The organism is uncultured Luteimonas sp. (genome assembly GCF_947492465.1).
Classification (GTDB): domain Bacteria; phylum Pseudomonadota; class Gammaproteobacteria; order Xanthomonadales; family Xanthomonadaceae; genus Luteimonas.
The window spans coordinates 839551-852189 of record NZ_CANLNF010000001.1 but is presented as its reverse complement, the minus strand read 5'-3'; the positions used below and the strand labels follow the sequence as shown (position 1 = coordinate 852189).

Genomic DNA, 12639 nt, shown 5'->3' with positions numbered 1-12639 from the left:
GTCAGCGGCGCGTCAAGGCGGCGCCGCCGACCGGGTCGAACAGATGCAGCTGCGCCGGCGCGATGCGCAGCCGCAGCGTGCTGCCCGGCTCCGGCAACTGCTCGGGCGGCAGGCGCGCGACCAGCGCATGTCCGCCCAGCCGCAGGTACGCGTGCACGTCGCTGCCGACCGGCTCGATCACGTCCACGTCCGCGGCGAAGCCTTCGTCCGCGGCAGCCTGCAGCAGGTGCTCGGGACGCACGCCCAGCTGCACGCCCTGCCCGTCCAGGCCCGGGTCGATGCCCTCATCCCCGGCGGGCAGCGGCAACCGGGTGCCGTCGCCAAGCAGCAGCCACCAGCCATCTTCGCGCAGCAGCGTGCCGGGCAGCACGTTCATCGCCGGACTGCCCAGGAACGTGGCCACGAACAGGTTCGCCGGCCGGCGGTACAGCGCCCTCGGCGTGTCGATCTGCTGGACCTGTCCGTCCTGCATCACCACGATGCGCTGGCCGAGCGTCATCGCCTCGACCTGGTCGTGGGTGACATAGAGCATGGTTGCGCCCAGCTGCCGGTGCAGGCGCGCGATCTCCACCCGCATGCCGGCGCGCAGCCGGGCATCCAGGTTGGACAGCGGCTCGTCGAGCAGGAACACCTGCGGCTGCCGCACCAGCGCGCGCCCCAGCGCGACGCGCTGGCGCTGGCCGCCCGACAGTTGCGCAGGGCGCCGCGACAGCAGGCCGTCGAGTTCGAGCATCCGCGCCGCCTCGCCCACCCGCGCCGCGATCGCGTCGGCGGGCAGGCGCCGCAGCTTCAGCGCGAAGCCCAGGTTCTCGGCCACGGTCATGTGCGGGTACAGCGCGTAGTTCTGGAACACCATGGCGATGTCGCGCTTGCCGGGCGCGACGTCGTTCGCCCGCAGCCCGCCGATCACCAGGCTGCCCGATGTGATCGCCTCCAGCCCGGCCACCATCCGCAGCAGCGTGGTCTTGCCGCAACCCGACGGACCAACCAGCACCAGCAGTTCGCCGTCGGCGACCTCGAAGCTCGCGCCGGCCACGGCCACATGTCCGTCCGGATACACCTTTCGCAGCTGGTCCAGTTGCACGTGCGCCACTCGCTTCTCCCGGCTGGATGTTGCGTCCGCGCGCTGCACGCGACCGCGGTGGCGGCGGACGCGTCCGACCTCGACACTGCACTTCGGACGATTGCGTTACTCTCGCAATGTAATCGTTTTCACGCCCCACAGGCCACTACCGCAGGACACCACACGCCGATGAGCTCCTCCCCCGCCAAGGACTTCCGCTTCCCCGAAGGCTTCCTCTGGGGCGCCGCGACCGCCGCCCACCAGATCGAGGGGTCGCCGCTGGCCGATGGCGCCGGCCCCAGCATCTGGACCCGCTTCGCGCACACGCCCGGCATGACCCTCAACGGCGACACCGGCGATGTCGCCTGCGACCACTACCACCGCTGGAAGGAGGACGTGCGGCTGATGCGCGACCTCGGCCTGCAGGCCTACCGCTTCAGCGTGTCGTGGTCGCGGATCCTGCCAGAGGGGATCGGCCGGGTGAACCAGGCGGGGCTGGACTTCTATTCGCGCCTGGTCGACGAACTGCTCGAGAACGGGATCGAGCCGCTGCTCACCCTCTACCACTGGGACCTGCCGGCGGCGCTCGACGACCGCGGCGGCTGGCTCAACCGCGATTGCGCCGACTGGTTCGCCGAGTACGGCACGACGCTGTACCGCGCCCTCGACGGACGGGTGAAGAAGTGGGTGACGATCAACGAACCCTGGGTGGTCACCGATGGCGGCTACCTGCACGGCGCCCTGGCGCCGGGCCACCGCAGCCGCTTCGAGGCGCCGATCGCCGCGCACAACCTGATGCGCGCGCATGGCGCGGCGGTCCAGGCCTATCGCGCAGAGGGCGCGCACGAGATCGGGCTGGTGGTGAACATCGAGCCCAAGTACCCGGCCAGCGATGCCTCGGAGGACGCGGGCGCGGTGCGCCGTGCGCATGCGTACATGAACGAGCAGTTCCTGCACCCGGCCCTGCTCGGAACGTATCCACCGGAACTCAAGGAAATCTTCGGCGAGGCCTGGCCGGACTTTCCCGCCGAGGATTTCCAGCTGATCCGGCAGCCGCTGGATTTCGTCGGCATCAACTACTACACGCGCAGCGTCACCGCCGACGGCGACAGCTATCCGCTCAACACGCAGGTGGTGCGCCAGCCGCTGGGCACCTATACCGAAACCGGCTGGGAAGTCTTCCCGCAGGGCCTGACCGAACTGCTGCTGTGGTTCAAGCAGACCTACGGCGACCTGCCCGTCTACATCACCGAGAACGGCGCGGCCTTCTTCGACCCGCCGGTGGCCGACGCCGGGCGCGTGCGCGACCCCCTGCGAATTGATTACCTGCGAAAGCATTTGTCCGCGATCCACGACGCGATCGCCGCCGGCGTGGACGTTCGCGGCTACATGGCGTGGTCGCTGCTGGACAATCTGGAGTGGTCGCTGGGCTATTCGAAGCGGTTCGGTATCATCCATGTCAACTACGGGACGCTCGAGCGCACCCCGAAGGACAGCGCACGCTGGTACTCTGGCATCATTCGGAGCCACGGGCGAAGCCTGTCCGATCCCCTTCCCTACTGATGGCAACGCGGGCGTCAATGCACGACTCACTCCTGCTGTTCGGCGCCACTGGCGACCTGGCTCAACGCTACCTGTTCCCCTCCCTGATGCACCTGTTGCGCGACAGGCTGCTGCCGGAGGACTTCCGCGTCGTCGCGATCGGCCGCACCCCGCACGACGATGACGCCTTCCGCGCCTGGCTGCGCGAACGCATCGCCGGGGACGCGCGCAACAACGGCGCGGTCGAGAACCTGCTCCGGCGGATCCACTATCACCCGATCGACCTCACCGACGTCGACGGCATGGCCGCGACGCTGTCGCGCTATGCCGACCGCCCGGCAGTGAGCTACCTGTCCACGCCGCCGAACCTGTTCGAGTCCGCCTGCCTCGGCCTCAAGGCCGCCGGCCTGCTCGAGCCGCCCTCGCGCCTGGTGCTGGAGAAGCCGATCGGCCACGACCTGGCCTCGGCGCGCGAGATCGACGCCACGCTCAAGTCGGCGCTGGACGAGTCGCGGATCTTCCGCATCGACCATTACCTCGGCAAGGCGCCGGTGCAGAACCTGCTCGCGCTGCGCTTCGGCAACACCCTGCTCGAAGCGGTGTGGGACAACCGCTGCATCGAGTCGGTGGACATCCTGGTCGCCGAGACCGCGGGCGTGGATGGCCGCGAAGGCTATTACGCCGACTACGGCGCGCTGCGCGACATGGTCCAGAACCACATGCTGCAGCTGCTGGCGCTGATCGCGATGGAACCGCCGGCCGCGCTCGATGCCGACAGCGTGCGCGACGAGAAGCGCAAGGTGCTGCGCGCGCTGCGCCCGATGACCGCCGCCGAGGCCGCCACCGACAGCGTCCGCGGCCGCTATACAGCGGGCGTGGTGGAAGGCGCGGCCGCGAAAGGCTTTACGGCTGACAGCGCTGTCGAAACCTTTGTCGGCCTGCGCGCCTGGATCGACAACTGGCGCTGGGCCGGCGTGCCGTTCCGGCTGGTGACCGGCAAGCGCATGCCCTCGCGCACCACCGAGGTGCTGGTGAACTTCAAGCCGGTGACGCACTGGGTGTTCGACCGCCCCGACCGCGAGCAGGCCCGTCCCAACAGCCTGCGCATGCGCCTGCAGCCCGAGGAAACCATCGAGCTGGGCCTGATGGGTTCGCTGGCCGCGCCCGAATGGGGCGCGACCGAACTGATGCCGATGTCGCTGGACCTGTCGATGCTGCCGCCCAAGCGCCGCATCGCCTACGAGCGCCTGATGATCGACGCGCTCAAGGGCGACCAGACCCTGTTCGTGCGCGACGACGAGGTCGAGGCGCAGTGGCGCTGGATCGACAGCATCAGCGCCGCCTGGCAGCAGGCCGGCACGCCGGTGCAGGACTACCCCGCCGGCTCCTGGGGCCCTGCCGCCGCGGCCGGCTTCCTGCCACGCACCGTCGGCAAGGCGGGCAGCCGCGGATGAGCGCCACCCGCATCCTGCTGGCGGACATCGGCGGCACCAATGCCCGCTTCGCCCTGGCCGATCCCGAGGCCGACTCGCCGCTGCTGGTCGACAGCGTGCAGCGCTTCGCCGTGGCGGACTTCCCGTCGCTGGCCGATACCGCGCGCCACTACCTGGTCGAGACCGGCCAGGCCGAGGCCGGCATCCGCCATGGCGTGTTCGCGGTGGCCGGGCGGGTGGACGGCGACGAGGCGCGCATCACCAACCACCCCTGGGTGATCTGCCGTCGGCGCACGCTGGCGCAGCTGGGATTCGAGCGGGTCAGCCTGGTCAACGATTTCGCCGCGCAGGCGATGGCCATCCCGCTGCTGCAGGCCGGCGACGTGGTGCCGATCGGCGCCGCCACCTGGTCGCCGGAGCGCGCACCGCAGCACCGCACCTACGCCATCCTCGGCCCCGGCACCGGCCTGGGGGTAGGCGCGCTGATGATCCGCGAAGGCCGCCATTTCCCGCTCGAGACCGAGGGCGGGCACGCCAGCTTCGCGCCCGGGACGCCGGAGGAACTTGCGATCCTGGCGCAGCTGTCGGCGCAGTTCGGGCGCGTGTCGAACGAACGCCTGGTCTGCGGACCGGGCCTGGTCAACATCCATCGCGCGCTCAGCGAGATCGCCGGCGAGGATCCCGGTCCGCTGCAGCCGGCCGACGTCACCGCGCGCGCCCAGGCCGGCGATCCGCGCTGCATGCGCGCGGTCGACGTGTTCTGCGCGGTGTTCGGTGCCGTGTCCGGCGATCTGGTGCTGACCCTCGGTGCCTGGGACGGCGTGTTCCTCACCGGCGGCCTGGTGCCTAAGATGCTCGACGCCCTGCAGCACTCCGGCTTCCGCCAGCGCTTCGAGCACAAGGGCAGGTTCTCGCCGGCGATGGCGCGCGTGCCGTCGCTGGCGGTGCTGCATCCCAATGCGGGCCTCCTCGGCGCGGCGGCCATCGCCCGGCGTGAAGCGCTGGAGGCGCCGACGCCATGAGCACGCACGACGCCCGTCCAGACACCAGCGGCACCGCGCGGGCGCCGGACGTGCAGATGCACACCTACGAGTCGCTCACCCAGTGGACCTGGGGCGCGGCGGTGGCGATTTCCTCGGTACTGGGCCGCGACCTGCAGGAGAAGCCGCGTGCGCGCCTGCTGCTGTCCGGCGGCAGCACGCCGGCGCCGGTCTACCAGGCGCTGGCCAAGGCGCCGCTGGACTGGGAGCGGGTCGACGTGGCCCTGGTCGACGAACGCTGGCTGCTCCCCGACGATCCCGACAGCAACTCCCGCCTGATCCGCGAATCGCTGCTGCACGAGCGCGCCGCTGCGGCGCGTTTCGAGAGCATCACCCGTCCCGGGCGCAGCATCGAGGAGGCGGTGAGCGCCGCCAACCTGCACGCCCAGTCGCCGCCCGGGGTGATCGTGCTGGGCATGGGCGAGGACGGGCATACCGCGTCGCTGTTCCCGCGCATGCAGAACCTCGAGGCCGCGCTGCAGTCGCGCACGCCCTACGTATCGGTCGACGCCACCGGCTGTCCGGGTGCGGGCAAGTTCCTGCGTCGCATCAGCCTGACGCCCGCCGGCCTGGCGCCAGCGCACACCCGGCTGCTGCTGATCCGCGGCGAGAGCAAGCGCAAGCTGCTCGAGCGCGTGCTTGGCGGCGACGACCCGCTCGAATACCCCGCGCGCATCGCGTTCCTGACCCCGGGCGCGCCCCTGCACATCCACTGGTGCCCGTGACCGCGCCGTCGCGGCGCCACAGACACGCACAGCCCTGAGCCCATGAACCTGCATCCCGTACTGCACGACGTCACCGAACGCATCCGCCAGCGCAGCAGCGCCTCGCGCGCGGCCTACCTGGCCGGCATCGAGGCGATGCGGGCGGCCGGACCCAGCCGCTCGCGCCTGAGCTGCGGCAACCTCGCCCACGGCTTCGCCGCCTGCGGTCCTTCGGACAAGTCGCGGCTGCGCGGCGGCGTCTCGCCCAACCTCGGCATCGTCACCGCCTACAACGACATGCTGTCGGCACACCAGCCCTACGAGCCCTACCCCGGCCTGATCCGCGCCCATGCCAGCCGCCTCGGCGCCACCGCGCAGGTCGCCGGCGGCGTGCCGGCGATGTGCGACGGCGTCACCCAGGGCCGCGCCGGCATGGAGCTGTCGCTGTTCTCGCGCGACGTGATCGCGCAGGGCACCGCGATCGCGCTGTCGCACGACATGTTCGACAGCACCGTGCACCTGGGCATCTGCGACAAGATCGTGCCGGGCCTGCTGATCGGCGCGCTGGCCTTCGGCCACCTGCCGGCGGTGTTCATCCCGGCCGGGCCGATGACGCCCGGCATCCCCAACAAGAAGAAGGCCGAGGTGCGCGAGCGCTACGCCGCCGGCGAGGCCACGCGCGAGGAACTGCTGGAGGCCGAGTCGGCGTCCTACCACTCGCCCGGCACCTGCACCTTCTACGGCACCGCCAATTCCAACCAGGTGTTGCTCGAGGCCATGGGCGTGCAGCTGCCGGGTTCGTTCGCCAATCCGGAAACCGCGGTGCGCGAGGCGCTGACCCTCGCCGCCACCGAGCGCGCGCTCGAGATCTCCGGCCTCGGCGACGACTATCGTCCGCTCGGACGCCTGATCGACGAGCGCGCCATCGTCAACGCCGTGGTGGCGCTGATGGCCACCGCAGGTTCGACCAACCACACCATCCACTGGCCGGCGGTCGCGCGCGCGGCGGGCATCCTGCTCACCTGGGACGACCTGGACGCGCTGTCGCAGGTGGTGCCGCTGCTCGCCCGCGTGTATCCCAATGGCGAGGCCGACGTGAACCGGTTCCAGGCCGCGGGCGGCATCGGCTTCGTGTTCCGCGAGCTGCTGGACGCGGGGCTGATGCACGGCGACATCGAGACCATCCTGCCCGGCGGCATGCGCGCCTGGTGCGACGAGCCCACGCTGGCCGGCGGCCAGCTCGGGTTCGTCCCCGCGCCGGCGGCGAGCGGCGACGAGGACGTGGTGCGGCCGGCCTCGGCGCCGTTCGAGGCCCAGGGCGGGCTGCGCCTGCTGCGCGGCAACCTCGGCCGCTCGCTGATCAAGCTCTCGGCGGTGAAGCCCGAGTTCCGCACCATCGAGGCGCCCGCCGTCGTCGTCGACGACCCGCGCGCGCTCAACCGGCTGCATGCGGCCGGTGCGCTGCCGCGCGACTTCGTCGCCGTGGTCCGCTACCAGGGTCCGAAGGCCAACGGCATGCCGGAGCTGCACTCGCTGGCGCCGCTGCTGGGCATGCTGCAAAACCAGGGCCGGCGCGTGGCGCTGGTGACCGACGGGCGCCTGTCGGGCGCGTCGGGCAAGATTCCCGCCGCCATCCACCTCACCCCCGAAGCCGCGCGCGGTGGCCCGATCGCACGCCTGCGCGAAGGCGACATGCTGCGCCTGGACGGCGAGGCCGGCACGCTCGAGGTGCTGGTCGACGCCGGCGAGTGGGCCGAGCGCGAGATCGCCCCGGATACCTCGCACTGCGCCTGGGACATCGGCCGCAACCTGTTCGCGTTCAACCGCGCGATGGTGTCGCCGGCCGACCAGGGTGCGCTGTCGATCTCCTGCGGCCCGCCCGCCCGCGATGGCGGGCCGTGGGAGTACGACCAGGAATACCAGCTGGGCGACGATCCGCGCGCCGCCGCACTCGCCCCGCACGAGCATCGCGACGCGTGATGGCGCAGGCGGCGCGGCACCCGCCCGCCGCGCCTGCACAGATGCGGATGCCCGACCGCCCATTCTCCTCCTCCAGACCGCGCCCATGACCATCGAATCGCTCCAGAACCGTGCCGAACAGCTCCTGCGCGAGGCCGGCATCCTGCCTGTCATCACCGTCGACAGCGTCGACCAGGGCCGCCGCATCGCCGAGGCGCTGCTCGAGGGCGGTCTGACGTCGCTGGAGCTGACCCTGCGCACGCCCGCGGCACTCGAGACGCTGGCGACGCTGAAGAAGGACCTGCCCGACATCGTGATCGGCGCGGGCACCGTGCTGTCCGGGGAACACATCCGCCAGTCGGTGGACGCCGGCGCCGATTTCCTGGTCACGCCCGGCACCCCTGCGCCGCTGGCCGAGGCGCTCGCACGCGCACCGATCCCGGCGGTGCCGGGCGGCGCCACGCCTACCGAGTTCCTGCAGCTGATGGCGCACGGCTTCCGCTGCTGCAAGCTGTTCCCGGCCAACGCGGTCGGCGGACTGGCGATGCTCAAGGGCCTGGCCGGTCCGCTTGCCGGACTGAAGCTGTGCCCGACCGGCGGGATCAGCGAGTCCAACGCGGCCGAGTTCCTCGCCCAGCCGAACGTGCTGTGCGTGGGCGGTTCCTGGATGGTGCCGAAGGACTGGCTGGCCGCCGGCGAATGGAACAAGGTGCGCGACAGCGCCGCGAAGGCGGCAGCGATCATCGCCCAGGCGCGCGCGTAGCAGGCGCAATGCGGCGTCCCGCTCGCGGACGCTTTCAGGAAAGGCGCGGCTGGGCCGGCGTGAGCATGTCGATCACTGCAGCCGCAGCGTCGCCCGCTGCCGGCGCCACCACGCCGCGTGCAGCAGGTACCACGCGGCCAGCAGCCAGCCCAGCTGCCATTCCAGCGCGTTCTCGACCCGGTCCTTCAGCCAGGCATCGTCGACCATTGCCGTGGCCGCGACGCTGCCCACGCCCAGCAACAGCATCATCGCGCTGACCACGATCATCGCGCGGACGATGCCGCGCGTCGCCACGTCCTCGCCTGCGCCGCGCAGGAACCGCAGCTGCGCCAGGTAGCCGAATCCGAAGAAGCACACCACGCCGTAGCGGCGAAGGAAGCGGTAGGCCTCACCCTCGCTGCCCAGGAAGGTGGCATAGACCGCCAGTGCGATCGCGGCGACGCCGCCCAGCCAGGCTACGTCGCGCCAGCTCCGACCGAGCCAGCGCGCCACCAGCCACCAGTGCACGCCCACCAGCAGCGCGCACGGCAGCACCAGCAGCCGGAACACGTGGTTGGCCAGGCCGTGGCGCCCGGCGCGGCTGATCGAGGTGCAGCCTTCCAGCACGGGGATGCAGGCCTGGACGTAGCCATCGCGGATCGACAGCCACAGCCCCAGGTGCGCCGCGGCCGTGAACAGCACCGCGATGGCGACGGGCAGCGGCCAGAGCGGAAACGGGTGCGCGGTCGAGGGAGGCATGGGCAGCAGGTGGGCGGCGTCGGGCGTCAGGCTACACAGCCGCGCGCGAAGCGACGGTCAGAGGCAGGGCTGCGCCGGGAACATCCGCACTCCGTCGTGCCGGGGCCGGTCGCTCATCTCGAGCGCCGGCTACGCCGTACCGATGCGGTGAGCCTGTCCCAACGCGGCAGCGGATCGCCGGATCCGACGCGGACGGGTTGCGCACGACCACTCCCTACGCACGCGTGCTTCCCTACTGCTCCGCCTCGACGCGCACGCGTGCCGGCAGCGCCGTCACCCGCAGCTCGGCGCCATCGAGCCCCGCCTCGCCGGATTCGACCGTCAACCCGGCCGGTTCGCCCGTCAGCGGCCACGGAAGCACCAGTCCGCCGGCCGGCAGCTGCAGGCCGGTATCGTCCACCTCCAGCAGCAGGCCGTCGCCATCGCGACGCAGGCGGTAGGCGAGCGTGCCGTGCGCGGTGCGCAGGCCGGCGATGCCAACCCCTTCGCCCACCAGCCAGTCGCGCGGCACGCCCGCGGCCAGCACCAGGCTGTCGTCGCGTTCGCGCGCGTAGGCGAACATGTCCAACGCCGAGCGGACGAAATCCGACGCGACCCAGGCATGCGGCAGGTCGCCGAGGAAGAACGGCTTGCGCGGCGTGCGCGAGACCACCTCGCCCCACTGGTTCCAGGGTTCGGGCGCGCGGTCTGCGAAGAAATAGTCCACCGCCTCCTGCGCCCGCTCGCGCCAGCCCAGGCGCACGAACGCGCCCACGTTGCGCCATTCATAGGGCGTGTAGTCCTTCCACTCGAGCGTGCCGTCGCGGCGCGCGACGAAGTGGCGCCAGTAGCGCTCGAAGGTGCCGTGCAGCAGGTCCTGCGGCAGGCGTTCCTGTTCGCCGCCCGGCGCCAGCGCAATCGTGGTCGAGGTGGGATCGAAGTCGCCCAGCTCCGCCGCGCCGGGCAGGAAACCGATGTCGTGCTGCCTGGCCGCCGCGCGCAGCGAGTCCATCAGGTCGCCGTGGAACTGGTCGCGCGACGCGGCCATGCGCCTGGCGTCGTCCTCGCGCCCCAGCGCCTGGGCGACCTGCACCGCATCCTTGTAGCCGCGCAGCGCCCAGAAGTTGTCCCAGTACGAATGCATCGGCTTGGCCGAATAGCCCTCGTGGCTGATGGACGCGGGCATCATCCCGTAGAAGGCGCGGTTGGTGCGGCGGTTGGCTGCCGTGCGTTCGGACAGGCGCAGCTGTTCCATGTAGCGCCAGGCGCCCTCGACGTGCGGCCACATCCGCGCCAGGAACTCGTCGTCGCCGGTGTAGCGCCAGTACTCGGCGATGTTGAAGATCAGCTGGCCGTGGCTGTCGTTCTCGGGCACGGGATCGCTGCCGCGGTCGTCCACGCAGCACGGGACCTTGCCGCTGTCGAACTGGAAGGGCGCGTACCACTCCAGGTACTCGCGCACCACCTCCGGCCGGCCCATGCGCAGCAGGCCTTCGGAGATCATCGCGCCATCGCGGATCCAGCTGCGCGAATAGGAGCGCGTGCCCGGCTGCAGGCGCGGGCCGGAGCGCGAAACCAGCATGTGCGCCAGCGACGTGCGCAAGGTGTCGGCCAGCGCCTGCCCCTGCGAAGGCAACCGCAGGGCGACCCGGTCGAGCTTGTCCCGCCACATCTGCGCGGTCTCGTCCTGCAGCGTGTCCGCATCCCACCAGCGGCGCGCCAGCGCGGCGTTCCCGCTCATCGGCACCATCACGTCGATGGTCCGCGTTTCCCACGGCGCCAGGCGCATGCGGTACAGCAGCGCGCCCGACGCCAGCCCGGCTTCGTCGATCACGCTCCTGGACGCGGGCGGGCGCCGCGCCTCCAGGTGCGAGACCGCCATGCCGGCATCGAATACGGTGGCGAAGGCGGCCGCGGGCAGCTGCTTGGCGAACACCCGGGGCCGGCCCTCGACGGAGACCGTCCCACCATCGATGGACAGGGCGCGGATCGGACTGACTCCGCCGCGGGTATTGAGGAACTGGCTGGGCGGGTTGACCTGGAACGGGCGTACCGCCAGCGCCAGCGTGTAGTCGCGCGGCTTCCCGCCTGGGTTGGAGAGCCGGTAGCGCGCGACCAGGCGCGAACTCGCCGGTTCGCCGTGCGCGAACGCGGTGATGTCGAGCTGCAGGTCGTCGCGCGTCCAGTGCACGGTCGGGATGGGCAGGTAGCGCTCCTGCAGCGATTGCCGCGTGCGCACGTCGTTCCAGGTGGCCAGGGCGCCATCGACCAGCACGAAGGGTTCGATGCTGAAACCGCCGCGCGCGACCTCGATCGCGCCGTCCTCGCCGATCAGTCCCTGCTGGCGGCCGCCATCCAGGCCGAGGATGGTCCAGTAGGGCTGCTCACCGCTGAAGCCGCGCGGGTACAGCCCCTTGCGCGACTGCGCGGCGATCGCGGCGATGAAGTCGTTGGGAGTCGCGGCGAAGGCCAGCGGCTGCACGGACACTTCGCCAAGCGCGTAGCGGCGCCCGGGCCCGTCGATGAAGTCGAACGCGACGTAACGGGCTTCGGATTCGGGCAGCGAGATCCAGTCGTCGCCACCGTCGCCCTGCTCCACCCGGCGCACGTCGCGCCAGGCAAGCCCGTCGTCCGACAGCGCGATCCGGTAGCGCGAGGCATGCCGGCCGCTCTCCCAGCGCAGCCGCAGGCCGCCGAACTCGCGCACGCTGCCCAGGTCCAGCACCAGCCGCTGCGGTACCGGGGACACGTCCGCGCTCCACGCGGTGGCAGTCAGGCCGTCCACCGCCAGCGCCGCATCGCCGGCGGTGGCGACGGCGCTCGCCAGCAGCGGTCCCTGGTCCTGCGCAGGCAGCACTTCGAACGACAGCGTGTCGAAGCAGACGCTGCCGCGGCCGCCGGCGTTGTTGTAGATCGTGAACTCGAGCCGGGCACTGCTGCGCAGCACCGGGTCGGGATCCGGGCCCCAGGCCTTCCCGACATGCCGGCGGCGGTACTGCACGGGCGTCCACTGGCGCGGGAACCTGTAGTGCGGCCGGTTCACCCACCACACGTTGTCGCCGCTGGCATCGACGAGCTTGAACTGCAGGTCGTTGTCCGGCGAATCGCCGCGCAGCTGGAACGAGAAGCGGAAGTTGTCGGGGTACGCCATCGCCAGGTCGCGCTGGATCCCCACGTGGCCGGACACGCCGTTGAAATCGTAGTCCAGGCACAGCGCCTGGCCCTGCTGCCCCTCCGCCACGCGCAGGCTGCCGCTGACCTGGTCCGAGGCCACGACGCGCCAGGGCGCGGGATCCTCGAATCCGTCGAGCAGCCGCGGCGGTTCCGGCACGGCGGCGGGATCCTGGGCCAAGCTCGTCGACAGCGCCACCGGCGCACAGAGCCAGCTGGCCACGACCAGCATCGCCGTTGCGGCGCG

At 71.4% G+C, this 12639-nt stretch carries 9 protein-coding genes; 6 read left to right on the top strand and 3 right to left on the bottom strand.

The genetic code is table 11. The features are described from left to right. Position 1: 1 nt before the first annotated feature. Positions 2–1093 carry a sn-glycerol-3-phosphate ABC transporter ATP-binding protein UgpC gene (ugpC, locus tag Q0863_RS03830; RefSeq protein WP_298575194.1) on the bottom strand — a complete coding sequence of 364 codons (1092 nt, stop codon included), beginning with the start codon at positions 1091–1093 and terminating at the stop codon, positions 2–4. A 159-nt stretch (positions 1094–1252) separates the two neighbouring features. Here ugpC and Q0863_RS03825 point away from each other — a divergent pair, with 159 nt between their 5' ends. The 6 genes from Q0863_RS03825 to Q0863_RS03800 all read left to right on the top strand — a co-directional run bounded on the left by Q0863_RS03825 (position 1253) and on the right by Q0863_RS03800 (position 8504). Beyond that, a complete protein-coding gene (locus Q0863_RS03825) occupies positions 1253–2626 on the top strand; it encodes a GH1 family beta-glucosidase (protein WP_298575192.1) in 1374 nt (457 codons plus the stop codon). Positions 2627–2643: 17 nt separating this feature from the next. Beyond that, positions 2644–4059 (top strand): glucose-6-phosphate dehydrogenase, encoded by a 1416-nt coding sequence (gene zwf / locus Q0863_RS03820; RefSeq protein ID WP_298575190.1) that lies wholly within the window; start codon positions 2644–2646, stop codon positions 4057–4059. Next, on the top strand, positions 4056–5060 hold the full coding sequence (gene glk / locus Q0863_RS03815; RefSeq protein WP_298575189.1) for a glucokinase: 1005 nt from the start codon (positions 4056–4058) through the stop codon (positions 5058–5060). Before zwf ends, glk begins: the two co-directional genes overlap by 4 nt. After that, positions 5057–5803: a 6-phosphogluconolactonase gene (pgl, locus tag Q0863_RS03810; protein ID WP_298575187.1), complete on the top strand. Its 747-nt coding sequence runs from the start codon at positions 5057–5059 to the stop codon at positions 5801–5803. The genes glk and pgl overlap by 4 nt, the downstream gene beginning before the upstream one ends. A gap of 42 nt (positions 5804–5845) precedes the next feature. Continuing rightward, positions 5846–7762, top strand: a complete 1917-nt coding sequence (gene edd, locus Q0863_RS03805) for a phosphogluconate dehydratase (RefSeq protein ID WP_298575185.1) — start codon at positions 5846–5848, stop codon at positions 7760–7762. 85 nt (positions 7763–7847) lie between these two features. Next, on the top strand, positions 7848–8504 hold the full coding sequence (locus Q0863_RS03800; RefSeq protein ID WP_298575183.1) for a bifunctional 4-hydroxy-2-oxoglutarate aldolase/2-dehydro-3-deoxy-phosphogluconate aldolase: 657 nt from the start codon (positions 7848–7850) through the stop codon (positions 8502–8504). Positions 8505–8576: 72 nt separating this feature from the next. On the opposite strand, the gene Q0863_RS03795 is transcribed toward Q0863_RS03800, so the two are convergent. Together Q0863_RS03795 and Q0863_RS03790 are read right to left on the bottom strand one after the other, a co-directional pair. After that, on the bottom strand, positions 8577–9242 hold the full coding sequence (locus Q0863_RS03795; protein ID WP_298575181.1) for a hypothetical protein: 666 nt from the start codon (positions 9240–9242) through the stop codon (positions 8577–8579). A gap of 232 nt (positions 9243–9474) precedes the next feature. Beyond that, a complete protein-coding gene (locus Q0863_RS03790) occupies positions 9475–12624 on the bottom strand; it encodes a discoidin domain-containing protein (protein ID WP_298575897.1) in 3150 nt (1049 codons plus the stop codon). Positions 12625–12639 lie beyond the last annotated feature (15 nt).

Bases quoted from the DNA above. Each gene is read 5' to 3' on its own strand.
- Q0863_RS03795 (WP_298575181.1), bottom strand. From the start codon at position 9,242: ATGCCTCCCTCGACCGCGCACCCGTTTCCGCTCTGGCCGCTGCCCGTC.
- Q0863_RS03790 (WP_298575897.1), bottom strand. From the start codon at position 12,624: ATGCTGGTCGTGGCCAGCTGGCTCTGTGCGCCGGTGGCGCTGTCGACG.
- zwf (WP_298575190.1), top strand. From the start codon at position 2,644: ATGCACGACTCACTCCTGCTGTTCGGCGCCACTGGCGACCTGGCTCAA.
- glk (WP_298575189.1), top strand. From the start codon at position 4,056: ATGAGCGCCACCCGCATCCTGCTGGCGGACATCGGCGGCACCAATGCC.
- edd (WP_298575185.1), top strand. From the start codon at position 5,846: ATGAACCTGCATCCCGTACTGCACGACGTCACCGAACGCATCCGCCAG.
- pgl (WP_298575187.1), top strand. From the start codon at position 5,057: ATGAGCACGCACGACGCCCGTCCAGACACCAGCGGCACCGCGCGGGCG.
- Q0863_RS03825 (WP_298575192.1), top strand. From the start codon at position 1,253: ATGAGCTCCTCCCCCGCCAAGGACTTCCGCTTCCCCGAAGGCTTCCTC.
- Q0863_RS03800 (WP_298575183.1), top strand. From the start codon at position 7,848: ATGACCATCGAATCGCTCCAGAACCGTGCCGAACAGCTCCTGCGCGAG.